22 protein-coding genes are annotated in these 23,079 nt (G+C 71.5%); 10 read left to right on the forward strand and 12 right to left on the reverse strand.

Features of this window, described 5'->3' with window-relative positions; translation table 11 throughout:
- Positions 1–85: 85 nt before the first annotated feature.
- The 8 genes from AC07RM_RS19890 to AC07RM_RS19925 all read left to right on the forward strand — a co-directional run bounded on the left by AC07RM_RS19890 (position 86) and on the right by AC07RM_RS19925 (position 7,522).
- The gene (locus tag AC07RM_RS19890; RefSeq protein WP_495335607.1) at positions 86–1,075 is read left to right on the forward strand and encodes a helix-turn-helix transcriptional regulator; all 990 of its coding nucleotides are present in this window, start codon (positions 86–88) and stop codon (positions 1,073–1,075) included.
- Between the two features lie 93 nt (positions 1,076–1,168).
- Positions 1,169–1,801 carry a CDP-alcohol phosphatidyltransferase family protein gene (locus tag AC07RM_RS19895; RefSeq protein WP_093344709.1) on the forward strand — a complete coding sequence of 211 codons (633 nt, stop codon included), beginning with the start codon at positions 1,169–1,171 and terminating at the stop codon, positions 1,799–1,801.
- Between the two features lie 29 nt (positions 1,802–1,830).
- On the forward strand, positions 1,831–2,412 hold the full coding sequence (locus tag AC07RM_RS19900; RefSeq protein WP_495335608.1) for a glutathione S-transferase family protein: 582 nt from the start codon (positions 1,831–1,833) through the stop codon (positions 2,410–2,412).
- 110 nt (positions 2,413–2,522) lie between these two features.
- Positions 2,523–4,910 (forward strand): penicillin acylase family protein, encoded by a 2,388-nt coding sequence (locus tag AC07RM_RS19905; protein ID WP_495335609.1) that lies wholly within the window; start codon positions 2,523–2,525, stop codon positions 4,908–4,910.
- A 56-nt stretch (positions 4,911–4,966) separates the two neighbouring features.
- Positions 4,967–5,623, forward strand: a complete 657-nt coding sequence (locus tag AC07RM_RS19910; protein WP_296782035.1) for a histidine phosphatase family protein — start codon at positions 4,967–4,969, stop codon at positions 5,621–5,623.
- Positions 5,624–5,673: 50 nt separating this feature from the next.
- Positions 5,674–6,636, forward strand: coding sequence for a DnaJ C-terminal domain-containing protein (locus tag AC07RM_RS19915; RefSeq protein WP_495335610.1), 963 nt, complete (start codon positions 5,674–5,676; stop codon positions 6,634–6,636).
- 1 nt (position 6,637) lies between these two features.
- Entirely contained in the window at positions 6,638–6,952 is a 315-nt protein-coding gene (locus AC07RM_RS19920; protein ID WP_057595067.1) for a chaperone modulator CbpM, read from the forward strand.
- 90 nt (positions 6,953–7,042) lie between these two features.
- Positions 7,043–7,522 carry a MerR family DNA-binding protein gene (locus AC07RM_RS19925; protein ID WP_495335611.1) on the forward strand — a complete coding sequence of 160 codons (480 nt, stop codon included), beginning with the start codon at positions 7,043–7,045 and terminating at the stop codon, positions 7,520–7,522.
- Here the strand turns inward: AC07RM_RS19925 and AC07RM_RS19930 are convergent.
- The 6 genes from AC07RM_RS19930 to AC07RM_RS19955 all read right to left on the reverse strand — a co-directional run bounded on the left by AC07RM_RS19930 (position 7,476) and on the right by AC07RM_RS19955 (position 14,965).
- Positions 7,476–9,221 (reverse strand): dipeptidase, encoded by a 1,746-nt coding sequence (locus AC07RM_RS19930; protein WP_495335612.1) that lies wholly within the window; start codon positions 9,219–9,221, stop codon positions 7,476–7,478. The genes AC07RM_RS19925 and AC07RM_RS19930 overlap by 47 nt on opposite strands.
- Positions 9,222–9,275: 54 nt before the next feature.
- Positions 9,276–11,714: a TonB-dependent siderophore receptor gene (locus AC07RM_RS19935; RefSeq protein WP_495335613.1), complete on the reverse strand. Its 2,439-nt coding sequence runs from the start codon at positions 11,712–11,714 to the stop codon at positions 9,276–9,278.
- Positions 11,715–11,824: 110 nt separating this feature from the next.
- On the reverse strand, positions 11,825–12,835 hold the full coding sequence (locus tag AC07RM_RS19940; RefSeq protein WP_495335614.1) for a FecR domain-containing protein: 1,011 nt from the start codon (positions 12,833–12,835) through the stop codon (positions 11,825–11,827).
- A 20-nt stretch (positions 12,836–12,855) separates the two neighbouring features.
- Positions 12,856–13,383, reverse strand: a complete 528-nt coding sequence (locus AC07RM_RS19945) for a sigma-70 family RNA polymerase sigma factor (RefSeq protein WP_495335615.1) — start codon at positions 13,381–13,383, stop codon at positions 12,856–12,858.
- Positions 13,384–13,563: 180 nt separating this feature from the next.
- Positions 13,564–13,905: a hypothetical protein gene (locus AC07RM_RS19950; RefSeq protein WP_057595065.1), complete on the reverse strand. Its 342-nt coding sequence runs from the start codon at positions 13,903–13,905 to the stop codon at positions 13,564–13,566.
- Between the two features lie 199 nt (positions 13,906–14,104).
- Positions 14,105–14,965, reverse strand: coding sequence for a hypothetical protein (locus AC07RM_RS19955; RefSeq protein ID WP_495335616.1), 861 nt, complete (start codon positions 14,963–14,965; stop codon positions 14,105–14,107).
- 174 nt (positions 14,966–15,139) lie between these two features.
- Here AC07RM_RS19955 and AC07RM_RS19960 point away from each other — a divergent pair, with 174 nt between their 5' ends.
- The gene (locus AC07RM_RS19960; protein ID WP_495335617.1) at positions 15,140–16,222 is read left to right on the forward strand and encodes a S1C family serine protease; all 1,083 of its coding nucleotides are present in this window, start codon (positions 15,140–15,142) and stop codon (positions 16,220–16,222) included.
- A gap of 13 nt (positions 16,223–16,235) precedes the next feature.
- On the opposite strand, the gene AC07RM_RS19965 is transcribed toward AC07RM_RS19960, so the two are convergent.
- Positions 16,236–17,564, reverse strand: a complete 1,329-nt coding sequence (locus tag AC07RM_RS19965; protein WP_495335618.1) for a lytic murein transglycosylase — start codon at positions 17,562–17,564, stop codon at positions 16,236–16,238.
- Positions 17,565–17,715: 151 nt separating this feature from the next.
- Between AC07RM_RS19965 and AC07RM_RS19970 the strand changes: the two genes are divergently transcribed.
- The gene (locus tag AC07RM_RS19970) at positions 17,716–17,886 is read left to right on the forward strand and encodes a hypothetical protein (protein WP_172705438.1); all 171 of its coding nucleotides are present in this window, start codon (positions 17,716–17,718) and stop codon (positions 17,884–17,886) included.
- Between the two features lie 30 nt (positions 17,887–17,916).
- Here the strand turns inward: AC07RM_RS19970 and mmsB are convergent, their stop codons facing one another.
- Genes mmsB through AC07RM_RS19995 form a run of 5 tightly spaced genes read right to left on the reverse strand, consistent with a single transcriptional unit; the run spans position 17,917 to position 23,071 of the window.
- Entirely contained in the window at positions 17,917–18,810 is an 894-nt protein-coding gene (gene mmsB / locus AC07RM_RS19975; protein WP_203201580.1) for a 3-hydroxyisobutyrate dehydrogenase, read from the reverse strand.
- A 47-nt stretch (positions 18,811–18,857) separates the two neighbouring features.
- On the reverse strand, positions 18,858–19,973 hold the full coding sequence (locus AC07RM_RS19980; RefSeq protein WP_495335619.1) for an enoyl-CoA hydratase/isomerase family protein: 1,116 nt from the start codon (positions 19,971–19,973) through the stop codon (positions 18,858–18,860).
- A gap of 28 nt (positions 19,974–20,001) precedes the next feature.
- A complete protein-coding gene (locus tag AC07RM_RS19985; protein WP_495335620.1) occupies positions 20,002–21,156 on the reverse strand; it encodes an acyl-CoA dehydrogenase family protein in 1,155 nt (384 codons plus the stop codon).
- On the reverse strand, positions 21,153–21,515 hold the full coding sequence (locus AC07RM_RS19990; RefSeq protein WP_256222620.1) for a lysozyme inhibitor LprI family protein: 363 nt from the start codon (positions 21,513–21,515) through the stop codon (positions 21,153–21,155). The genes AC07RM_RS19985 and AC07RM_RS19990 overlap by 4 nt, the downstream gene beginning before the upstream one ends.
- Before the next feature lie 32 nt (positions 21,516–21,547).
- Positions 21,548–23,071 (reverse strand): CoA-acylating methylmalonate-semialdehyde dehydrogenase, encoded by a 1,524-nt coding sequence (locus AC07RM_RS19995; protein WP_208510962.1) that lies wholly within the window; start codon positions 23,069–23,071, stop codon positions 21,548–21,550.
- Positions 23,072–23,079 lie beyond the last annotated feature (8 nt).

Raw genomic sequence — 23,079 nt, forward strand, 5'->3', positions numbered from 1 at the left:
GGCAGTGAGGACAAAGGGTTTAACGACAAATGAGAATTGTTACTATCTGGCGATGCACCGACCTATGCCGAAGCGCGGCAAACGTATGCCGGGCGCCGAAAGCGAAGCGCCCCTCGCGCCCGGCGTTTCGCCGCGCCGCTTCAGCGCCGCCGACTTCGACCGGCTCGGCCGCGACGCGGGCTTCCGCTACCGCCTGCCCTATCTGTCGGGCGCACCGCGCGACCCCGAGGCGCTGTGCATCGCCGAGGGCCGCGTCGAGACGCATGCGCTGGGCCCGGGCCTGACGCTGGCCGCCTCCGACATCGTGGTGCACCACCACTACGAAGCCACCTCGCAGGCGCGCCCCCGGTTCTCGGCCATCGTGGTGCTGCAGGGCCAGGCGCAGGCCGCGCTGGGCCGCGGCGACAGCGTGCCGATGCGCACGCACGGCGGCCTCAGCGCCGCCTATGGCGACGGGCTGTCGATGACCGGCATCCACCCGGCGCGCCAGCGGCTGCGCAGCATCAACGTGTCGGCCGCCGCGCCGCTCGGCACGGGCGACGCGCAGCTCGACGAGCTGATCGCCGCCGCGCTGCGCTCGCCGGCCGGGCGACCGCGCCACTGGGCGGTGCCGCCGCACCTCGTGCAGGCCATCGAGCAGGTGCTCGGCGGCCAGTGGCAGGGCCCGCTGCAGGCGCTGCTGTGCCAGGGCGTGGGCCTGCAGCTGCTTGCGCACGCGCTGGCCGATGCATCGCCGATGGCGCCACCGCTGCCCTCGTCGCGCGAGCGCCAGCTGCTCGAGCGCGTGCGCCAACGGCTGCACGACGCGCCCGAGGAACACCACACGCTCGAGGCGCTGGCCCGCCTCGCCTGCATGAGCCAGAGCACGCTGCGCCTGAAGTTCCGCGCCGCCTACCAGTGCTCGGTCTTCGAATGGCTGCACGAGCGGCGCATGGCGCTCGCGCGCGAACGGCTGGCGCAGGGCCTGAGCGTGCAGGAGGCCGCGCAGCTCGTGGGCTACCGCCACGCGACGAACTTCGCGACCGCCTTCCGCAAGCGCTTCGGCGTGGCGCCGAGCGGGCGCGAACGCCGCTGACGCCGTCCGCGCCCGCGCGTCGGAGCGCGACTACATCGGGGCCTCGGCGCTTCGGTTAAGGTTCGGCGCATTTCCGCAGTTCCAGAAGGCTCCATGAACCGCCCCGCTCCCGTGCGCAAGCACTTCTCGATGATCCGCGGCTTCCACCTCGCCGACGTGTTCACGCTCGGCAACGCGGCCTGCGGCGTGGGCGGCGTGTTCCTCGCGATGGCCTACATGGCGAGCCAGTCGCTCACCCACTTCTACTGGGCCGCCGCGCTCGCGCCCGCGGCCTTCGTGTTCGACGTGTTCGACGGCCGCATCGCGCGCTGGCGCCAGACCCATTCGGCGCTCGGGCGCGAGCTCGATTCGCTGGCCGACATCATCTCCTTCGGCGTGGCGCCGGCCGCGCTGGGCTTCGCGGCCGGGCTCGACGGCGGCTGGGACTGCGTGGCGCTGGTCTACTTCGTCTGCTGCGGCGTGAGCCGGCTCGCGCGCTTCAACGTCACGGCCGAATCGCTCTCGGCCGGCGGCGACAAGGTCAAGTACTTCGAGGGCACGCCGATCCCGACCAGCGTGGTGCTGGTGGGCGTGCTCGCCTGGGCCGCCTCGCAGGGCCGCCTGGGCGACGCGCTGTGGGGCGGCGCCTGGAGCGTGGGCCCGTGGCAGCTGCATCCGATGGCGCTGCTGTTCGCGCTCTCGGGCACGCTGATGATCAGCAAGACGCTGCGCATCCCGAAGTTCTGAGCCAGCACCAACCCAAGGAAGACACCCTCATGACCATGAAGCTGTATTTCGACCCGCACAGCCGCGCGCAGGTCGCCAAGTGGATGCTCGACGAGGCCGGCGTGGACTACGAGATCGTGCCCACGCTGCTGCGCGAGAAGGCGCACAAGACGCCCGAGTTCCGCAAGATCAACCCGGCCGGCAAGCTGCCCGCGCTGGTCGACGGCCCCACGCGGCTGTTCGAGAACGCGGCCATCTGCCTCTACATCGCCGAGAAGTACCCCGCGAAGAAGCTCGCCCCGCCCGTGGGCACGCCCGAGCGCGGCCGCTTCCTGTCGCTGATGGTCTATTCGACCGCGCAGCTCGAGCCCGCGATGGGCGACAGCATGCTCAAGCTGCGCAGCAACAACAGCGCGCGCGGCTGGACCGACTTCGAGGAGGCCAAGGACGCGGTCGAGCGCGAGCTCGGCGACGGCCCCTACCTGTTCGGCGCGCAGTTCACCGCGGCCGACGTGATGATCGGCTCGATGTTCATCTACCTGCGCGCCTTCGGCGGCCGTTCCAACCGGCCCCGGATCGACGCCTACGTCAACCGGCTGCAGGCGCGCCCGAAGGGCATGCGCTTCGGCTGAAGCGAGACGTTCCGGCGCCGGCTGCCGCGCCGGCGACAGGTGGCGCGGCAGAGGCGGGCCTACGCTCGGTCCCCCGCTGTTTTCCAACGAAGGCTTCGCGCCGCACCACCATGCACAACACCAAGAGACAGGCAGCCACCCTTCCCCTTTCCCTGCTCGCCGCCGCCCTGCTGCTCGCGGGCTGCGCCAGCGCCCCGCCGCCCTCGGGGCGCGCGGTCACGATCGAGCGCACCACCTACGGCATCGCCCACGTCACCGCGCCCGACTACGAAGGCCTGGCCTTCGGCGCCGCCTACGCGCATGCGCAGGACAACGTCTGCCAGACCGCCGAGCACCTGGTGACGATGCGCGGCGAGCGTTCGCGCTTCTTCGGCGCGCAGGAGCGCGGCGCCTTCGGCCTGGGCCTGATGCCCAACGCGCAGATCGACCTGTTCGTGCGCTACCACATGGACGACGCCGCGCTCGCGCGCGCCGGTGCCACCACCGGCACCGAGGTGCAGACCATGATGCGCGGCTACGTGGCCGGCTACAACCGCTATCTGCAGGACTCCGGTCCCAACGGCCTGCCCGCGGCCTGCCGTGGCAAGCCCTGGGTGCGGCCGATGACCGCGGCCGACCTGGCGCGCGCCACCGAGCAATCGATGATCCAGGGCGGCCTGGGCGCGCTCGCGGGCGCGGTGCTGGAGGCGGTGCCGCCCGCGCCGGGCGCGCGCACGGGCGCGGCGCCGGTGCCGCTCGACCAGGCCGTGGCCGAGATCGGCCGCCACAGCTTCAACGCCAATCCCGAGGGCGGCGAGCTCGGCTCCAACGGCTGGGCCTTCGGGCGCAACGCCACGCCCGACGGCCGCGGCCTGCTGCTGGGCAACCCGCACTTCCCGTGGACCGGCACCAACCGCTTCTGGCAGCTGCACCTGACGATCCCCGGCCGCGTCGACGTGATGGGCGCCACCGGCGGCCTGAGCCCGGTGGTGGCGATCGGCTTCAACAAGGACGTGGCCTGGACCCACACCGTGTCGACCGGCAAGCGCTTCACGCTCTACGAGCTGCAGCTCGATCCGGCCGACCCGACCGTCTACATCGTCGACGGCCAGCGCCGCCGCATGACGGCGCGCACCGTGACCCTGCCGGCGAGCGAGGGCGCGCCCGCGCTGCAGCACACCTTCTACGAGAGCGAATGGGGCCCGCTGATCGCGCTGCCCAAGGCCGGCCTGGGCTGGACCGCGCAGCGCGCCTATGCGATCCGCGACGCCAACACGCTCAACGTGCGCTCGGCCGAGGCCTGGATGGGCATGGCGCAGGCACGCAACGTGGCCGAGCTGCGCGCCGCGATGGGCAACCAGGGCATGCCGTGGATCAACACCATCGCGGCCGACCGCGACGGCAACGCGATGTACGCCGACCTCTCGGTGGTGCCCGACGTCTCGGCCGAGCAGCTGCGCGCCTGCGCGCCCTCGCCGGGTGCGGCGGCGCTGCTCAATGCGGCCGGCCTCGCGGTGCTCGACGGTTCGCGCGCCGCCTGCGCCTGGCAGCGCGACGCCACGGCCGCGTCGCCGGGCCTCATCGCGCCCGTGCGCATGCCGGTCGTGGTCACGCCCGACTGGGTGCAGAACAGCAACGACAGCTACTGGCTCAGCAACCCGCGCATCGCGCCGATGGCGGGCGTGTCGCCGCTGGTCGGGCCGGTGGGCGTGCCGCAGCGGCTGCGCACGCGCAGCGGCATCCTCGAGATCGAGGGCCGGCTCGCGGGCGCCGACGGCCTGCCCGGCAACCGCATGGGCGCGGCCGAGCTGCGCAGCGTGATCTTCCGCGACCGCAACCTCGCGGGCCTGCTGGTGATGGACGACCTGCAGGCGGCCTGCGCGGCCGCCGGCGGCGCGCTCGACGTCGACCAGGCGCTGGGCTGCCGCGTGCTCGCGGCCTGGGACCGCACCAGCAACGCCGACGCGAAGGGCGCGGCGCTGTTCCGCGAGTTCTGGCGCAAGGCCAAGGACATCCCGAAGGTCTGGCGCCTGCCCTTCGATCCCGCGCAGCCGGTGACCACGCCGGCCGGCCTCGACATGGCCGCGCCCGCCACCCGCGCCGCGGTCTTCAAGGCCCTGGGCGAGGCGGTCGGCATCCTGCGCACCGCGGGCTTCGCGGCCGACGTGCCGCTGGGCGTGCCGCAGTCGCGCGAGGTGCGCGGCCAGCGCATCGCGCTGCATGGCGGCGACGAGTTCGAGGGCGTGCTCAACAAGCTCGAGTCGCAGGGCCAGTCGCTGATCGATCCGAAGGGCTACCAGGTCAACTACGGCAGCAGCTACATCCAGGTGGTGGGCTTCGACGAGCGCGGGCCGGTGGCGCAGGGCCTGCTGACCTACGGCCAGAGCAGCGACCTCGCTTCGCCGCGCGCCTACGACCAGCTGCCGCTGTTCGCGGCCAAGCAGTGGCACGCGCTGCCCTTCCACCGCGCCGACGTCGAGGCGCAGCGCGAGGGACGGCCGCTGCAGTTCGCCTACTGAGATCGAGCAAACCCGAGCCCGCCGCTGCGACACATGGATTGCGCAGAATCGACGCCATGTCCCAAACCACTGCCGCCACTCCTTCCGCCTCCGGCCACCGGCCCTCGGGCCTCGACCAGCTGATCGCCCTCGCCGCCGCCCAGCCGCTGGCGCCGGCCTGCGACCACTTCTACTTTCTGCGCCACGGCCAGACCGGCCGCAACGCGCAGCGCATCTTCCAGGCCACCGACGAGCCGCTGAGCGAACTCGGCCTGCAGCAGGCCGCGCGCGCGGCCGAACTGCTGGCGGGCGAGCCGATCCGCACCATCGTCTGCTCCGATGCGCGGCGCGCCTTCGACACCGCGCACGCCGTGGGCAGCGCGCTCAAGCTGGTGCCCACGGCGCAGGCCGTGCTGCGCGAGCGCAACTTCGGCGCGCTGATCGGCACCTCCTCGGCCAACATCGACTGGGCCTGCGAGCCCGAGGGCGGCGAGACCCTGGCCCAGTTCGTCGCGCGCAAGCGCGCCGCGCTGGCCGAGGCCCTGGCCCAGCCCGCGCCGGTGCTGGTGGTGGCGCACGGCGGCACGCTCTATGCGCTGGCCGCGCTGCTGGGCGTGCCGGTCGACCTCGGGCTGCTGGGCAACGCGCAGCCATTGCGTTTCGACCGCAGCGGCCCCACATGGGCCGTGACGCCGCTGCTGCGGCATGCCGACGGCGACGCCGCGCTGGCCTAGGGTTCTCCGAGCGCCGCGCGCGAGCCGTCCCCACACCCCACACCAAGACCATGGAATTCAAGGACTACTACAGCGCCCTGGGCATCGAGCGCACCGCGTCGGACGACGAGGTGCGCAAGGCCTACCGCAAGCTCGCGCGCAAGTACCACCCCGACGTCAGCAAGGAGCCCGACGCCGAGCAGCGCATGCGCGACATCAACGAAGCCAAGGACGTGCTCGGCGACAAGGAGAAGCGCGCCGCCTACGACGCCCTGGCCGACCGCGTGGCGCGCGGCGGCCGCCCCGACGGCGACTTCCAGCCGCCGCCGGGCTGGGACGCCGGCTTCGAGTTCCACCGCGGACCGCGCCAGGGCCCGGCCGACCATGCCGACTTCAGCGAGTTCTTCTCCTCGATGTTCGGCGAGGCCGAGCGCCGCGGCGCCGCGCGGCAGAACTTCCGCGCGCGCGGCGAGGACCACCACGCCGCGATCGAGATCACGCTGGAAGACGCCATCGGCGGCGCCGAGCGCGAGATCAGCCTGCGCTCGCAGGTGCTCGACGCGCAGGGCCAGCCGCGCTGGGAAACGCGCACCCTGAGCGTGAAGATCCCGCCCGGCGTGCACCCGGGCCAGTTCATCCGCCTCGCGGGCCAGGGCCTGCCGGGCCACGGCGGCGAGCCGGCCGGCGACCTCTACCTCGAGGTGCGCATCGCGCCGCACCAGCTCTACCGCGTCGAGGCGCGCGACGTCTACATGACCCTGCCGGTCACGCCCACCGAGGCCGCGCTCGGCGCGCAGGTCGAGGTGCCGCTGCCCGGCGGCGGCGCGGTCGAGGTCACGGTGCCGAAGCAGGCCAAGAGCGGCCTCAAGCTGCGCCTCAAGGGCCGCGGCCTCGCGGGCAAGACGCCCGGCGACCTCTACCTGCTGCTCGACATCGCGCTGCCGCCCGCCGACAGCGAGGCCGCGCGCAACGCCTACGAGGCGCTCGCGAAGGCCTCGGCCTCGTTCAACCCACGCCAGCACCTGGGAGTCTGAGATGGCGACCGTTTCCATCACCACCACCGCCGTCGGCCAGCTGCATCCGCTGGCCGCGAGCGAACTCGCGCATGCCTGCGGCGCCGACACCGCCTGGGTCGTGCAACTGGTCGAGGTCGGCATCGTGCGCATCGAGACCGAGGAAGCGCAGCCCGAGCGCTGGCGCTTCTCGAGCGCCGACCTGCAGCATGCGCTGGAGGCACGGCGGCTCGAGCGCGACTTCGGCGTCGGCCTCGATGCCGCGGCGCTGATCCTCGACCTGCAGCACGAGGTGCGCAGGCTCAAGACGGTGCTGCAGGCGCACGGCCTGCGATAGGCCCACGCGCCGCAAGGAAAAGCCGCGCCGCGGCTTGACCTTGACACCGTGCGAGACCGAAGACTTCGGGCCTCTTCCACAGGAGGCCGCATGACCCCTCGCACCCTTCCATCGCCCGTCCACGCCGACACCGCGCCGCGGTTCGACCTCGAGGCCGCGCTCGCGCGCGCCGGCGTTTCGCAACGGCTGCTGCGCCAGTGCGAGGCGCGCGGCCTGATCGGCGCGGCTGAGCCCCCCTACACGCACGCCCACGTCGCCGTGCTGCGCTTCGCGCGCCGTGCGCTGGCGCTGGGCTTCGCCATGGACGAGATCGAACGGCTGGTGGCGCTGTGGCGCGACGAGGAACGCACGAGCGCCGAGGTCAAGCGCCTCACGCTGTGCCGCGCCGAAGCGCTCGATTCGCGCATCGAGGAACTGCAGGCGACGAAGCGCGTACTCGAACGGCTCGCGGCGCTGTGCCGGGGCGACCACCGGCCTGCGTGCCCGATCCTCGACGAGCTGGTCGAGCTCCGGGGCTTTGCCGCTACTGCATCTGCGGCAGATTGCCGATCCGCACCAGCATCTCCGTGAACATCTGCATGTCCGCGTCGAGGTCGGGCACTTCCTTGTATTCCTTGGCGTTGTGCGCGGTGTACTTCTTGCCGGGCATCGCGGGGCCGAAGTTGATCGCGTTGGGCATCAGCTTGGCGGTGGTGCTGCCGGCCGTGGGCACGGGCTTGGCCTCCAGCCCGGTGGTGTCGCCGTAGATGTTCAGCAGCGTCGAGAGCCAGGCGCCCTTGGGGTCGCGCGCCATCCAGTTGCCCTGGTCGTACTGGAGCTCGAGCGGGACCTTGGCCGCATCGGCCCAGGCCTGCACCTTCGCGGTGACCTGGGCCTTGAGTTCGTCGGGCGTGCGGCCGCGCGGCATGCGCACGTTGACCGTGACCTCGACGCGGCCGTCGGCGCCCGCGCGCACCAGGTTCGGCGAGAAGGTCAGCGGGCCCATGAAATCGTCGGCATAGCCCAGGCCCAGCTTCTCACCGAGGTAGCCGGTGCCGTAGAGCGCATCGAGGTAGTCGACCGCCTGGCGAAAGCCGTTGGGCGCGAGCGGCAGGCCCGACTCCTTGAGGAACAGCGCGAGGCGCGGCACCGGGTTCACGCCCTCCTCGGGCCGCGAGCCGTGGGCCGAGACGCCGGTCACCTTGAGCTCGATGCTGTCGACGCCGCGCGCGATGTCGATGGCGAACTTGCCGCCCTGGGCCTCGTACTTGCGCAGGAAGCCGGCCTTCGCGGCCTCGAGAGTCGCGGCGGCCGCGCCGAGGTCACCGCCCTTGAGCGTGGCGGTGGCGGTCTGCGCGATCGCGTTGGCCGAGGCGGCGCCGGCCATCGCGACGATGGCGGTGACCGCGGGGTCGGCGGGCTGCGCGGGGAAGAACACCTTGAGCGCGCCCGAGCCCTTCTCGGCCACCACCGCCGGGTACTTGCTGTCGAGCACGATGTTGTAGGCCGGCAGCGCAGTCTTGTTGCGGTAGTAGAGCATCGCGTCGCCACCAGTCTCCTCGGTGGTCTCGATCATCAGGCGGATGCTGCGCTCGAGCGGCAGGCCGCTGTCCTTGACCGCCTTCATCGCATAGAGCACGGCGGCGATCGAGCCCTTGTCGTCGATGGTGCCGCGGCCGTAGAGCAAGTCGCCCACGCGGGTCATGGTGAAGGGATCGAGCTTCGTGCCGTCGTCGAGCACCCATTCGGACAGCACGGCGGGCACCACGTCGGCATGCGTGAGGATGCCGAACTCCTCGCTGCCGCGGCCCTGGAGGCTGACCTCGAAGATGCGGTTGTCGACGTTGCGCCAGGCCAGGCCGAAGTCCTTCGCCATCTTCTCGACCAGCCGGCCGAAGTCGAGGATCGCGGGGCTCTCGTACGGCGGCACCTGCACGTTGCGCACGGTCGGGATCGCGACCATGGCACCGATGCTCGCGATCGCCGCCTGCTGGTTCTGCAGCCGGTTGTACAGGCCGAGCAGGCGCGCGATGTCGACCAGTGCATCGCCCGCGAGCGGCTGGCGCCGGCCATACGCGGACACGGCGGTGGCCAGTTCCTTGTGGGCCGGGTTCGCGGCCATGGCCTGGGCCAGGAAGGCATTGAAGTCGCTGGCGGTCTGGCCGGCCTGCCAGCGCGCGGCGAGCTGGTCGAGGGCGGGCTTCTTGAGCGTGTCGGCGAAGGCCGTGCCGCCGAGGGCGAGCACGGCGCAGCCGATGGAAAGCACGGGCAGCGAAAGACGGTGGGGCATGGAGGATCTCCCTCGAAGAGCGAACATCCTCCGACGATAGCCGAGCCCGCGGCGCTACCAGCGGTAGGTGGCGGTGGCCACGAGCGAACGCCGCTCTCCGTAGCCGCAGCTGTAGGCGTCGCAGTTGCGCCCGAGGTAGATCCGATCGGTGAGGTTGCGCGCATTGAGCGCCAGCGCCCAGTGCTCGAAGTCGTAGCCCAGCATCGCGTCGAACACGGTGTACGACGGGATCTTCGCGGGCGCCGTGCCGTTGGCGCCGTGCGTCGAGCCCATGAAGCGCACGCCCAGGCCGGCCTTCACGCCGTTGCCGAAGCGGTAGTCGGCCCAGGCCGAGACCTGGTTGCGCGGCGTGCCCACGAGCTGCTTGCCGATGCGGTCGGGGTTGCTGTCGCTGACGACCTTGGCGGACGGCGTCCAGCTGTAGGCCAGCACGACGTTGAAGCGCGACATCGGCTCGAAGGCCGCCTCGAGTTCGAGCCCGCGCACGCGCGCCTCGCCGGTCTGGCGCGGCACGAAGTCGCGGTCGAAGGTCACGATGTTCTGCCGCCGCAGGTCGAACACGGCCGCGCTGTAGCTGTCGCGCGTGCCCACGGGCTGGTAGCGCAGGCCGACTTCGTACTGCTTGCCGGTCTCGGGCTTGAAGGGCTGGCGCGTGTCGGGATCGATGGTGGTCGAGGGCGAGAACGACTCCGAGTAGCTCACATAGGGCGCGAGACCGCCGGGCGCGAGGTAGACCAGCCCCGCGCGACCGGTGAACTTGTGGTCGGACTGGCGCGTCGTGCTCTCATCGAGGTGGTTGTCGGTGTCGACGCGCGCGCGGTCGTAGCGGCCGCCGAGCGTGGCGACCCAGCGCTCGTTCCACTTGATCTGGTCCTGCAGGTAGATGCCGGTCTGGGACAGCCGCACCCGCGAGTCGGTGTTGGGCGCGGGCATCGAGAACGGCTGCCCGTAGACCGGCGCGAAGACCTCGAGCTGCGGCGCCTCGCCGAAGTACATCACCTGGTCGAACACGCTGCGCTGGTAGTCCAGGCCCAGCAGCACGGTGTGCTGCCAGTCGCCCGAACGAAGCTTGGCCTGCACCTGGTTGTCGAGCGTGAAGGTCTTGCCGCGCTCGGGGCTGCTGGCGAACAGCGAGCGGTTGATGGTGTGGAAGTTCGACGGATCGAAGACGTTGTCGGGATCGTTGGTGACGAAGCCGTTGGCGTAGATCTGGCGGTAGTCGGTCTTGATGCGGCCGTAGCGCGCGTTCTGCCGCACGGTCCAGGTGTCGTCGAAGCGGTGCTCGAACAGGTAACCGAGGTCCCACTGGTCCTGGTTGTAGCGGTCGAAGCCGGGCTCGCCGACGAAGGTCGAGCTGGGAATGCGGCCGTAGGGCGTGCTCAGCAGCGTGCCGGTCACGGGCAGGAAACCGTAGGCATTGCCGGCGCGGATGCTCGCGTAGTGGGCCAGCACCGTCAGCGAGGTGTCGCCCGAGGGCCGCCAGGTCAGCGAGGGCGCGAGGAACTGGCGCCGGTCGCCCACGCGGTCGACCTGGGTCTGGCTGTCCTGCGACATCGCCGTGAGGCGGTAGAGCCACTGGCCCTGCGCATCGAGCGGCCCCGAGAAGTCGGCCGCCACGCGCTTGAGCGAGCGGTTGCCGGCCTGCACCTGCACTTCGCGCAGCGGCTCCTCGGTCGGCCGCTTGCTGACGACATTGACCATGCCGCCCGGGCCGGTCTGGCCGTAGAGCACCGACGAGGGACCGCGCAGCACCTCGATGCGCTCGGCACCGTAGCTCTCCATGCGCCAGACCGCGTAGCCCGCGTTGTTGCGCATCTGCATGCCGTCGAGGTAGAAGCCCGGCGAGTAGGCATCGAAGCCGCGCAGCGAGAGCCAGTCGTAGCGGCTGTCGTAGCCATCGAAGGCCTTCACGCCGGGCGTGTAGGCCAGCGCGTCGGGCAGGCGCGCGGCGCCCATGGCCGCGACGCGATCGGCCGTGACGACCGAGATCGACTGCGGCGTCTCGATCAGCGGCGTGTCGGTCTTGGTGCCGGTGGCGCTGCGCCTGGCCACATAGCCTTCGACATGGCTGCTCGCGGTCTCGGGCTGCGTGCCGGCGGTCACGGTCACCGGCGGCAGGCTGCCGGTGCCGGCCTGCGGCGCCGCAGCGCGCCGCTGCAGGATGAAGCTGCCGTTGGGCTGGCGCGCCGCCTGCAGGCCGCTGCCGGCCAGCAGGCTGTCGAGCCCGCCCTGCACCGTGTAGCTGCCGCGCAGGCCGTTGCTGCGCAGCCCGGCGGTCAGCTCGGTCGGAAAGGACAGCAGGATGCCGGCCTCGCGGCCGAAGCGGTTGAGCGCGTTCTCCAGCGTGTCGGCGGGAATGTCGTAGCCGTGGGCCGGCGCCGCGGCCTGGGCGCGGACCGGCAGGGGCGCGACGGCGCCGAGGGCCAGTGCGGCGGCGAGCGCCACCGGGCCGAGGGCAAGCCGCAGCGGCGCCCGTTGTTGTGTCTGACTCATGGAAATTCGACCTTTCGCGGCCATGGAAGATGGCTGTTCACCTTCCATGTCCCGCGAGAAAGCGAAACGGACCAGGTCGCGGCAACTTTTTTTTCGCCCGCGCGTTTTTTTCAACGCTGCGGCGCGCGCGCCGTCCTGCTCCGGGGCACCAGCAGCACCTCGGTGGCACGCAGGCCCCAGAAGCGCGTGACGGTCTGGATCTCGAGCGACAGGGTGGCGCTCAGGGTGTCGAGCACCTTGTCGATGTCGGCCAGCGGATAGGTGCCGGAGATGCGCAGGCCCGCGATCGCCGGGTCGCAGCGGATGGGCTGCGCGGCATGGCGGCTCAGCTCGGCCAGGAAGTCGGCCAGCCGCATCCCGCGCGCCACGATCAGGCCCTCGGTCCAGGCCGCGCTGCCGGTCTCGAGCGCATGCGGCGCATCGACCCCGGTGGCCGTGAAGCGCGTGGCCTCGCCGGCCTGCAGCACGCGCGTGTCGCCGGCGGACTGCCGCGGCCGCAGCGCGACCGCGCCCTCGAACACCGCGAGCAGGCTGGCCTCGGGCAGCCGGCGCACCGAAAAGATCGTGCCCAGCGCGCGCGCCTCGCCATGCGCGGTCTCGACCAGCAGCGGGCGCGCGGCCGCGTCCTTGGCGCTCGTCACCAGCACCTCGCCCGCGATCAGGCGGATGCGCCGCTCGGCCGCGCCATAGCGGATGTCGACCGCGCTGCCGCTGTTGAGCACCAGCGCCGTGCCGTCGTCGAGCACGATGCGCCGGCGCTCGCCGGTGCCGGTGCGGTGGTCGGCGGTCCATTCGCGCCAGGGTGTCTGCTCGGCGGCGAGCCAGGCGCCGCCGCCGGCGAACAGCAGCGCGGTCAGCGCGCGCACCGCCTGGCGGCGGCGCAGCGGCGCGGCCGCTTCCAGCGTGGCGCGCGCGAGCGCGGCATGGCCGGGCGCGGCCAGCGGGCCCAGGGCGGCGTCGACCGACTCGATGCGGCGCCAGGCGCGTTCGTGCTCGGGATGCGCCGCGCGCCAGCGCCGCCACTCGTCGCGCACGCGCGCGGAAGCGGGCTCGCCCTGCAGCTCGAGCATCCACTCGACCGCGCGGCGCGCGACCTCGGCCGAGACGGGCGGCTCGGCCATGCCGGAGGGCGGATGGCTGCTCACCGGCCCGCCGGCAGCGCGTCCGGGAAGTAGCACTGCATGGCGGCCTTGAGCACGTAGCGCTTGACCGTGGTGACGGACAGGCCCAGCGCCTGCGCGACCTCGGCATGGTTCAGGCCGTCGAGCCGCGTCATCAGGAAGGCCCGCTTCACGGCCAGCGGCAGGCCGTCGAGCAGGCGGTCGATCTCGGCGAGCGCCTCGAGCAGCAGCGCGCGCTCCTCGGGCGAAGGCGCCAGCTCGGCCGGCACGAGGGTCAGCGCCTCGAGATAGGCCTGCTCGAGCTGCTGGCGCCGCCAGTGGTTGGCCAGCACGCGCTGCGCCACGGTCGTGAGGAAGGCGCGCGGCTCCTGGATCGCCAGCAGTTCCTCGCGCGCCAGCAGCCGCACGAACACGTCGTGCGCGAGGTCGGCGGCGCGGTGGCCGTCGCCGAGCCGGCGCTGCAGCCAGCGCCACAGCCAGCCGTGGTGGTGGCTGTACAGGGCTTCAACCTGCGTCTGCAGCGGAAGGTCGGCGAGCGGGAGGGACACGGTCACGGACGGGTGCGGGCCCGCGCGGTTGGAAGATGGGAATGATTCTTATCTTACAAGCTGCGCCGCGTTTTCTCGCTGCTTTACGTCCGCCCCAACGAAAAACCGGGCCACGCTTGTCGCGTGGCCCGGTTTTCTAACCAGTTCTCTTCAGCGGGAAGCGGCTTGCGCCGCCCGGCCTCACAGGCCGGCTTGACGCGTCAGCGTGCGGGCTTGCGCGGGGATCACGCTGCCCGGGAACGATTCGCGGCGCAGGTTCTGGCCGGGAGCGTGGGCGGCTGCCACGGCTTCGCCACGGACCACGGCGCGGTCGGTGTTGCCGGCCACGACGGGTGCCAGGTTGGCGGTCGCGCCGTCGGCGTAGATGTTGCCTTCGCGCGCAGCGGCGGCGGCCTGGGGCGCCACGTCGGCGCGGCTGTACCCGGAGGTCACCGAATGCACGCCTTCATAGGTTTCCGCGTGGGCGCCGGCAACGGCGATCAGCGACAGGGCGGCGGCAGCGAGGATGTTCGAGGTCTTCATGAGTGTCTTTCCTTTGGATGGTCTTCTTTTGGGTGAGGCGGAGTTTGCCTCATCAAACCAGGGAAAACCCTTGCTCCAATGAATCACGGTGTTCACGAAATTGAAACAATGGCCGGGAACTTTCGGACGACGACGCCCAAATAGCTACATTCGGCGCCGAATCGCCAGGCTTTCCGCCCGCGCGCCGAATACCTTCCGCCTATCGCGGCCAGGCGCGCAGCACCGCGCGGATCGCGCGCGTGTCGCCGGCCTTGACCTCGGCGCGGTAGCTGCCGACCAGCGCCTCGCGCTCGCCATCGGCCTGCGCATCGCCGCGCCAGGCGGCCAGCGCGGCGATCTCCTCGTCGCCGAGCGCCGACAGCCAGACCAGCGTGAGCTGCCGCTCGAGCTCGCGCGCGACCGTCAGCAGGTTGCGCTGGCGCGTCGAGGTCACGCCGCGCGACCACAGCGAGTCGATGGCGCCCTCGAGCGTGGCCTCGGGCAGCGAGGTGAACTGGGCCGCGTTGCCGCGCGCCAGCTGCTTGACCACGGCGCTCATCAGCAGCTCGCTCGAGAAGTCGACCTCGCGCAGCTCGGCCACCGCCATGCGATCGAGCAGCCCGGTGCGTGCCGGCCCCGGCGGGTTGGCCTGCTGGCGCTTGATGAAGTCGGCGCGCGCCGCGTCGTCCATCGCGCCATAGTCGGCGCGGACCTTCGCGAGGTGCGCGACCGCGCCCAGCGCCGCGGGCGACGGCGCCGCGCCGCCCTGCCCGGCCGCCGCCACGGCCGCCTGCACCGCGGCCAGCGCGGCATGGGCGTCGAAGGCATGGGCCGAGGCGGCATCGAGCGCCTTGAGCGCGCCGCCCGCGATGGCCTCGTCGGCCGGATCGAGCTGCTGCTTCGCGCCGCGCGCCACGGCGCCGGGTGCGTAGGCGGCCTGGTAGCGCGCCGGCACGCCCTCGAACTGCAGCAGCGCCTGCGCGCGGTCCTGGGCCGCGGCGGGCGCGGCAGCCAGCAGCAGCGAGAGCGAAAGGCCGAGGGCCAGGGCGGCCAGGCAACGGGAGCGAAGGAACGACAGCATGGCGCGATTATTGGCGCCCCACCCGGTGGGGCCGCGTCGGACGAGCGCCAGCCGGGCGCGCCGGAAAAATCGCGCCGCGCGCAGAACCGAACGCCGCCGCGAGGATCGCAATCCATCGCCGGTCACCGCGGCCCGCTAAAGTCCGCCCCGCTCCCGTTCAATGCCCACCGCGCCATGCGAACCCTCTTCCTCCTCCCGCTCCTGCTGACCACCCTGCTCGCCCTCACCGGCCATGCCCAGCCGCGCGCCGAGGCCGCGCCGCGCCCGATCGCCGCGCGCGGCGCGCTCGGGGCCGACGAGCAGAACAACATCGCCGTGTTCAAGGCCGCCTCGCCCGCGGTGGTCAACATCACCTCGATCGGGCTGGAGCGCGGCCTGTTCTCGCTCAACGTGCAGCAGGTGCCGCAGGGCACGGGCACCGGCTTCGTCTGGGACACGCAGGGCCACGTCGTCACCAACTACCACGTGATCCAGAACGCGGCCGCCGCGCGCGTGACGCTGGCCGACCAGAGCAGCTACCGCGCGCAGCTGGTGGGCGTGTTCCCCGACCGCGACCTCGCGGTGCTGCGCATCGACGCGCCCGCGGCCAAGCTGCGGCCGCTGCCGCTGGGCACCAGCGCCGACCTGCAGGTGGGCCAGAAGGTCTACGCCATCGGCAATCCCTTCGGGCTCGACCAGACGCTGACCACCGGCATCGTGAGCGCGCTCAACCGCGAGATCGATTCGGTCAACCGGCGCACCATCCGCGGCGCGATCCAGACCGATGCCGCGATCAACCCCGGCAACTCGGGCGGCCCGCTGCTCGATTCGGCGGGCCGGCTGATCGGGGTCAACACCGCCATCTTCAGCCCCTCGGGCGCGAGCGCGGGCATCGGCTTCTCGATCCCCGTGGACGAGGTCAATCGCATCGTGCCGCGGCTGATCCGCGACGGCCGCTTCGTGCGGCCCGCGCTGGGCCTGACCTACGCGCCCAAGGAACTCAACAGCGCGCTCGACCTGCCGCGCGGCGTGGCGATCCTGCGCGTGCAGCCCGACAGCCCGGCCGCGCGCGCGGGCCTGCGTGCCTTCGCGCGCGGCGAGCGCGGCATCGTGCCGGGCGACGTGATCACCGCGATCGACGGCGCGGCCGTCAGCAGCGCCGACGACGTGCTGACCGTGCTCGAGCGCCTGCAGCCCGGGGATGCGGTCGAGCTCACGCTGTGGCGCGCGGGCGCGACGCGGCGCCAGAAGGCCACGCTCGCGACCTCCGACGAATGAGCGCGAATGAGCGCTAGGGCGTGGCGAGGCGCTGCAGCAGCTGCACGGTCGGATAGCCGTCGGCCGGCTCGCCCACGCTGCGCTGCCAGCGCCGGATCGCATCGCGCGTGGCCGGACCGAGCAGCCCGTCGGCCGTGCCCGCGCCGAAGCCGCGCGCATTGAGCGCCTGCTGCAGCGCGATCGTCTCGGCGCGCGACAGCGGCTGCAGGTCGCGCGGCCAGTCGGCGCGCACGCCGGGCCCGCCCGCGAGGCGCTGCGCCAGCAGGCCCACGCCCAGCGCATAGCTGGTCGCGTTGTTGTAGCGCAGGATGGTGCGGAAGTTCGGCCCGACCAGGAAGGCCGGCCCGCGCGCGCCGGCCGGCAGCAGGATCGAGGCATCGGCCAGCGCGGGCAGCGGCGTGCCCTCGTCCATGGCGCGCACGCCCTCGGCGGCCCATTGGCTCGCGGACTGGCGTTGCTGCCCGTCGGCGCGCGCGAGGTCGAAACCCGGCGGCAGCCGCACCTCCACGCCCCAGGGCTGGCCGGCCTGCCAGCCCGAGTGCTGGAGGAAGTTCGCGGTCGAGGCCGTGACGTCGGCCATGCTGTCCCAGATGTCGCGCCGGCCGTCGCCGTCGGCATCGACCGCATGCGCGAGGAACACGGTCGGCAGGAACTGCGTCTGGCCCATCGCACCGGCCCAGGAGCCGATCATGCGGTCGCGCGGGATGTCGCCGCGCTGCAGGATCTTGAGCGCCGCCATCAGCTGCTCGCGCGCCCAGCCGGCGCGCCGGCCCTCGAAGCCCAGCGTGGCGAGCGCGTCGATGGTCGAGATGTCGCCGTAGTTGGCGCCGTAGTTGCTCTCCATGCCCCAGATCGCGACCACGATCTCGCCCGGCACGCCATAGCGCGCGGCCACCGCATCGAGCTGGGGCCGCAGCGCCTGCAGCCGCTCCTGGCCGCGCGTCACGCGCTGGGCCGATACCGCCGTGTCGAGGTAGTCCCAGACCGCGCGCACGAACTCGGCCTGGCTGCGATCGCGCTCCACCACCTGCGGCAGGTAGCTCGCGCCGTCGAAGGCGCTGTGCAAGGTGGCTTCGTCGATGCCGGCGGCGCGCGCCTGGGTGCGGAACTGCGCGACCCAGCGTTCGAAGTCCTGCTGGATGCGGGCATCGTCGACGGCGGGTGCGACCGGTGCGGCGGGCGCAGGCGTGGCGGTGCGTGGCGCGGCGGGTGCGGGCTGGGTCTGCGTGCGCGCGGGCGGCGCGGCGCAGCCCGCGATGAAGGCGGCGAGCAGCAGGCTCGCGGATGCGCGGTACGGCAGGCGATGCGGGAAACGTGAAGTGACTGAAGTGACGTGGGGCATGCCCCCATTCTGACGACGCGCGCAAAAGCCCCGCGCCCGGCTGCGGCAACCACGCGCCGCACGACATGTCCTACGCCGCGACGCGGCCTGCGCGCGCCGGGCGGCCCATGCACGGTCGCCACGCTGGCGGTCCCGAAGCAAGGAGCCAGCGATGCCAACCCGAAAGACCAAGGGTCTCTACGCCAACATCCACGCCAAGCAGGAGCGCATCAAGCACGGCAGCGGCGAGCACATGCGCAAGCCGGGCAGCGAGGGCGCGCCCAGCGACGAAGCCTTCGAGAAAGCCGAGAAGACCGCCCACAAGCGCAAACAGCGGCACTGAGGCCGCTGTCCGTCATCGAGCCGCGCCCGCTCAGGGCTTCTGGAACAGCTTCAGCACGCTCGAGAAATCGAGCGCGCCATGCCCCGCGAGGCTATGCGCGGCATAGAGGTTGCGCGCGATGCCGCCCAGCGGCGTCGAGGCGCGCACCGCGGTCGCGTTCTCCTGCGCCAGGCCCAGGTCCTTGAGCATCAGGTCGGTGCCGAAACCGCCCGCGTAGTTCTTCGAGGCCGGCGCGGCCTCCATCACGCCGGGCATCGGGTTGTACTTCTCGAGTGCCCAGTTGCCGCCCGAGCTGCGGCGCATGATCTCCGACAGCACCTTGGGATCGAGCCCGTTGGCCACGCCGAGCGCGAGCGCCTCCGAGGTGCCGATCATCAGGATGCCGAGCAGCATGTTGTTGCAGATCTTGGCGGTCTGGCCCGCGCCCGCGGCGCCGGCGTGGAAGATGTTGGCGCCCATCTTCTCGAGCACCGGCCGCGCGCGCTCGAGGTCCTTCGTCTCGCCGCCGACCATGAAGGTCAGCGTGCCCGCGATGGCACCGCCCGTGCCGCCCGACACCGGCGCATCGATCATCGCGATGCCCTTGGCGGCAGCCGCCTCGGCCACCTTGCGCGAGGTGGCGGCGGCGATGGTGCTGCTGTCGATCACGAGCGCACCGGCCTGGATGCTCTCGAGCAGCCCGGGCTTGCCCGCGCCGCCGAGGAACAGGCCCTCGACGTGCGCGCTGGCCGGCAGCATGCTGATCACGACCTCGGCGTCGGCCACGCTGTCGGCCGCCGACTTCGCGATCGGCAGGCCCTCGCCCGCGAACTTCTGGCAGGCGTCGGCCGAGAGGTCGAAGGCGCTGAGCGTGTGGCCGGCCTTGAGCAGGTTGAGGGCCATCGGGCCGCCCATGTTGCCGAGGCCGATGAATGCGATCTTCATGTGTCGTCTCCGTTGTCTGTCTGTGTGTGTCTGTCGTCTGGATGGAATCAGACCAGCGATGCCAGCTCCGCCGGCATCTCGCCGCGCGGGCGCAGGTGGTCGTCGATGAAAGCCTGGGTGATTTCCTCGATGCTCGCGGGCGACCACTGGGGGTTGCGGTCCTTGTCGATCAGCACCGCGCGGATGCCCTCGGCGAAGTCCTTGTGCGCGCAGAAGCCCAGCGAGGCCCAGTACTCGAGGCGGAACACCTCGGCCAGCGACATGCGGTGCACGCGCTGCCAGAGCTCGAAGCTCAGCGCGGCCGAGCTCGGCGCGCCCTTCATGAAGGTCTTGGCAGCGCTCTGCAGCCAGGCGTCGTCGCTCTGCAGCCCGCGCAAGCGCTGCGCGATGTCGAGCAGGTCGTCGCCGGCCATCAGCGCATTGATGGTGTCGTAGTGCTCGCGCACCTTCGAGGCCGGCAGTTCGGCGCCCGCGCCGGCCTTGGCCAGGATGCGCGACAGCGTGGCGCGGTCGGCCTTGCCCTCGCCGGCCCAGTTCGCGGCGGCGATGGCCTCGAGCACCTGGCCCTTGTGCTCCTGCGGCACCAGCACGTCGGCCAGGCCGCAGAAGATCGCGTCGGCGGCGTTGAGGTTCGCGGCCGTGAGCGCGAGGAACAGGCCGGTGCGGCCCGGCGTGCGGCGCAGGAACCAGCTGCCGCCCACGTCGGGGTACAGGCCGATGCTGATCTCGGGCATGGCGATGCGGCTCTGCGCCGTCACCACGCGGTGCGAGCAGCCCGACATCAGGCCCACGCCGCCGCCCATCACGATGCCGTGGCCCCAGCAGAGGAAGGGCTTCGGGAAGGTGTGGATCAGGTGGTCGAGCTCGTACTCCTCGCGGAAGAAGTCCTCGGCGTAGGTGTTGCGCTCGGGGCCGCATTCGAGCAGCGTCTGGTAGAGCTGGCGCAGGTCGCCGCCCGCGCAGAAGGCCTTCTCGCCCGCGGCCTGCAGCAGCACGCCGACGATGCCGTCGTCCTTCGCCCATTTGCGCAGCTGGGGCGTGAGCAGGCGCACCATGTCCACTGACAGCGCGTTGAGCGAGGCGGGTGCGTTGAGCGTGGCGACGCCGAAGCGCTGGCCGCCGGCGGTCTTGATTTCGTCGAAGAGAACTACGGAGTCGGTCATTGTCTTGAGGGGTTCCGGATACGGGGCGTCAGCGGATATCGCTGTCCCCTTCCAGCAATTTTCGCGCAACGATCACGCGCATGATCTCGTTGGTGCCCTCGAGGATCTGGTGCACGCGGGTGTCGCGCACCAGCCGCTCGAGCGGGAACTCGCTGAGGTAGCCGTAGCCGCCGTGCAGTTGCAGCGCGTCGTTGCAGACATTGAAGCCCGCATCGGTCGCGAAGCGCTTGGCCATCGCGCAATAGGTGCTGGCGTCGGCATGGCCGGCATCGAGCTTGCTCGCGGCCAGGCGCACCATCTGGCGCGCGGCCACCAGCTCGGTCGCCATGTCGGCCAGCTTGAACTGCAGCGCCTGGAAGCTGGCAATCGGCTTGCCGAACTGCTGGCGTTCGTGCAGGTAGCGGCGCGCCGCGTCGAGCGCGCCCTGCGCCGCGCCCACCGAGCAGGTCGCGATGTTGATGCGCCCGCCGTCGAGCCCCTTCATCGCGATGCGGAAGCCCTCGCCTTCCTTGCCCAGCAGGTTTGCGGCCGGGATGCGCACGTTGTCGAAACTGATGGTGCGCGTGGGCTGGCTGTTCCAGCCCATCTTGTGTTCCTTCTTGCCGTAGCTCACGCCGGGCGCATCGGCCGGCACCGCGAAGGCCGAGATGCCGCTGGCGCCCGCGCCGCCGGTGCGCGCCATCAGCACCAGCACGTCGGTGGAACCGGCGCCCGAGATGAAGGCCTTGCCGCCGTTGATCACGTACTCGGCGCCCTGCAGCTCGGCGCGCGTCTTGAGCGAGCCCGCGTCCGAGCCGGCGCCCGGCTCGGTGAGGCAGTACGAGGCCAGCTTGCGCCCGCTCGTGAGGTCCTCGCCCCATTGCTCGGCCACCGCATCGGTGGCCCAGGTGCCGAGCATCCAGGTCGCCATGTTGTGAATGGTGATGAAGGCCGTGGTCGACGGGTCGACCGCGGCCATCTCCTCGAACACCAGCGCCGCATCGAGCCGCGGCAGGCCGAGGCCGCCGATGCGCTCGGGCGCGTAGAGGCCGCAGAAGCCCAGCTCGCCGGCCTTGGCGATGGCCTCCTTCGGAAAGAAGGCCTCGGCGTCCCACTGCGCCGCATGGGGCGCGAATTCGGCCTGCGCGAAATCGCGCGCGGTCTGCGCAAAGGCGTTCTGCTCTTCGGACAGTTCGAAGTTCATTGTTCGCGACCCTTCCAGCGATCCAGTTCGGCGGTCCGTTTCCGGGTCGATTTCTCCAGGCATGAATTGAATACCAGCGGCCACATCGAGCCGCCCTCGTTGGCCTTCGAGGCGCGCTTGCAGGCCGGGTCGCGGCCCTTGAGCCAGGCGCGCTGCTCGTTGCGCAGCGCGGTGCGCATCTGCGGCGACAGCGTCTTCATCACCTCGCCATAGCGGATGTTGAGCGCCGCATCGGCGGCGCGGAAATCGCGCGCCGCGCAGGCGTTCATCTGCTGCTGGTTCCCGTTGGGATCGCAGTCGTCCGCGCCGGCGTCGGCGGCCGCCCGCGCGCCGCCGGCGAGTAGCGCGAGCGTCGCCACCGCGCCCCAGGCCGCGACGCGAAGGCGCTTCCTCACTTGAGGCTGATGGTGGTGTTGACGCCGTGCGAGACGGTGCTGTCGTCGAACCAGCGTGCCGTCACGGTCTTGGTCTGCGTGTAGAACATGATGACCTGCTTGCCGTACGGGCCCAGGTCGCCGAGCTTGGAGGCGCGCGAACCGGTGAACGAGAACATCGGGACCGGCACCGGGATCGGCACGTTGATGCCGACCTGGCCCACGTCGATGTCTTCCTGGAAGCGGCGCGCCGCGGCGCCCGACTGCGTGAAGATCGCGGTGCCGTTGCCGTTCGGGTTGCTGTTGATCAGCTCGATGGCCTCGTCGATGGTCTCGGCATCGGCCACGCACAGCACCGGTCCGAAGATCTCCTGGTCATAGATGGTCATGCCGGGCTTCACGCCGGTGAAGATCGTCGGGCCGACGAAGTTGCCCTTCTCGTAGCCGGGCACGCTGGGCTTGCGGCCGTCGAGCACGAGTTCGGCGCCGTCGGCCAGGCCGCGTTCGATCAGGCTGCTGACGCGGTCGTGCGCCGCGCACGAGACCAGCGGGCCCACGTCCACGCCCTTCTCGGTGCCGGCACCGATCTTCAGGGTCTTGGCCTTCTCGATCAGCTCGGGCACCCACTTGCGCGCGTCGCCCACCAGCACCGCCACCGACACCGCCATGCAGCGTTGGCCCGCGGCGCCGAAGCTCGCGCCGGCCAGCGCGTTGAGCGTCTGTTCCTTGTTGGCGTCGGGCATCACGATGGCGTGGTTCTTCGCGCCCATCATGCATTGCACGCGCTTGCCGGCCAGGGTGGCGCGGTTGTAGACGTGGGTGCCGACCTTGGTCGAGCCGACGAAGCTGATCGCCTTGATGTCCTTGTGGTCGCAGATGCCGTTGACCACGGCCTCGCCGCCATGGACCACGTTGAGCACGCCGGCCGGGATGCCGGCCTCGAGCGCGAGCTCGCACAGGCGCATCGTGACCATCGGGTCCTGCTCGGAGGGCTTGAGCACGAAGGTGTTGCCGGTGACGATGGCCATCGGGAACATCCACAGCGGAATCATGGCCGGGAAGTTGAACGGCGTGATGCCCGCGCACACGCCCAGCGGCTGCAGCAGGGTGTAGGTGTCGACGCCGTTGGCCACGTTGTTGGCCAGCTCGCCGAGCTGCAGGTTGCCGATGTTCGAGGCGTGCTCGACCACCTCGAGGCCGCGGAACACGTCGCCCTCGGCATCGGGCAGGGTCTTGCCCTGCTCGGCCGTGAGGATCGCGGCCAGCTCGGCCATGTTCTCGCGGATCAACTGCTGGTACTTGAGGAAGATGCGGGCGCGCGCGCCGAGCGGGGTCTTGCGCCAGGTCTTGAAGGCGTCCTTGGCCGAGGCGACGGCGGCGTCGAGTTCATCCTGCGTGGCGAAGGGCACGCGGGCCAGCACCTGCTGCGTGGCCGGGTTGACGATGTCGCGCCATTCGGTGGTCTTCGACTCGACGAACTTGCCGCCGATCAAGAGCTTGACGGTGGCGATCTGGGTCGAGGGCTGGGTGCTGGCGTCCATGTGCTTGT

The sequence above is a fragment of the Variovorax sp. GW821-FHT09B05 genome, assembly GCF_059418265.1.

Bases quoted from the DNA above. Each gene is read 5' to 3' on its own strand.
- AC07RM_RS19925 (WP_495335611.1), top strand. From the start codon at position 7,043: ATGACCCCTCGCACCCTTCCATCGCCCGTCCACGCCGACACCGCGCCG.
- AC07RM_RS19955 (WP_495335616.1), bottom strand. From the start codon at position 14,965: ATGCTGTCGTTCCTTCGCTCCCGTTGCCTGGCCGCCCTGGCCCTCGGC.
- AC07RM_RS19900 (WP_495335608.1), top strand. From the start codon at position 1,831: ATGACCATGAAGCTGTATTTCGACCCGCACAGCCGCGCGCAGGTCGCC.
- AC07RM_RS19960 (WP_495335617.1), top strand. From the start codon at position 15,140: ATGCGAACCCTCTTCCTCCTCCCGCTCCTGCTGACCACCCTGCTCGCC.
- mmsB (WP_203201580.1), bottom strand. From the start codon at position 18,810: ATGAAGATCGCATTCATCGGCCTCGGCAACATGGGCGGCCCGATGGCC.
- AC07RM_RS19920 (WP_057595067.1), top strand. From the start codon at position 6,638: ATGGCGACCGTTTCCATCACCACCACCGCCGTCGGCCAGCTGCATCCG.
- AC07RM_RS19905 (WP_495335609.1), top strand. From the start codon at position 2,523: ATGCACAACACCAAGAGACAGGCAGCCACCCTTCCCCTTTCCCTGCTC.
- AC07RM_RS19985 (WP_495335620.1), bottom strand. From the start codon at position 21,156: ATGAACTTCGAACTGTCCGAAGAGCAGAACGCCTTTGCGCAGACCGCG.
- AC07RM_RS19950 (WP_057595065.1), bottom strand. From the start codon at position 13,905: ATGAAGACCTCGAACATCCTCGCTGCCGCCGCCCTGTCGCTGATCGCC.
- AC07RM_RS19915 (WP_495335610.1), top strand. From the start codon at position 5,674: ATGGAATTCAAGGACTACTACAGCGCCCTGGGCATCGAGCGCACCGCG.
- AC07RM_RS19895 (WP_093344709.1), top strand. From the start codon at position 1,169: ATGAACCGCCCCGCTCCCGTGCGCAAGCACTTCTCGATGATCCGCGGC.
- AC07RM_RS19935 (WP_495335613.1), bottom strand. From the start codon at position 11,714: ATGAGTCAGACACAACAACGGGCGCCGCTGCGGCTTGCCCTCGGCCCG.
- AC07RM_RS19940 (WP_495335614.1), bottom strand. From the start codon at position 12,835: ATGGCCGAGCCGCCCGTCTCGGCCGAGGTCGCGCGCCGCGCGGTCGAG.
- AC07RM_RS19890 (WP_495335607.1), top strand. From the start codon at position 86: ATGCCGGGCGCCGAAAGCGAAGCGCCCCTCGCGCCCGGCGTTTCGCCG.
- AC07RM_RS19965 (WP_495335618.1), bottom strand. From the start codon at position 17,564: ATGCCCCACGTCACTTCAGTCACTTCACGTTTCCCGCATCGCCTGCCG.
- AC07RM_RS19970 (WP_172705438.1), top strand. From the start codon at position 17,716: ATGCCAACCCGAAAGACCAAGGGTCTCTACGCCAACATCCACGCCAAG.
- AC07RM_RS19995 (WP_208510962.1), bottom strand. From the start codon at position 23,071: ATGGACGCCAGCACCCAGCCCTCGACCCAGATCGCCACCGTCAAGCTC.
- AC07RM_RS19910 (WP_296782035.1), top strand. From the start codon at position 4,967: ATGTCCCAAACCACTGCCGCCACTCCTTCCGCCTCCGGCCACCGGCCC.
- AC07RM_RS19980 (WP_495335619.1), bottom strand. From the start codon at position 19,973: ATGACCGACTCCGTAGTTCTCTTCGACGAAATCAAGACCGCCGGCGGC.
- AC07RM_RS19930 (WP_495335612.1), bottom strand. From the start codon at position 9,221: ATGCCCCACCGTCTTTCGCTGCCCGTGCTTTCCATCGGCTGCGCCGTG.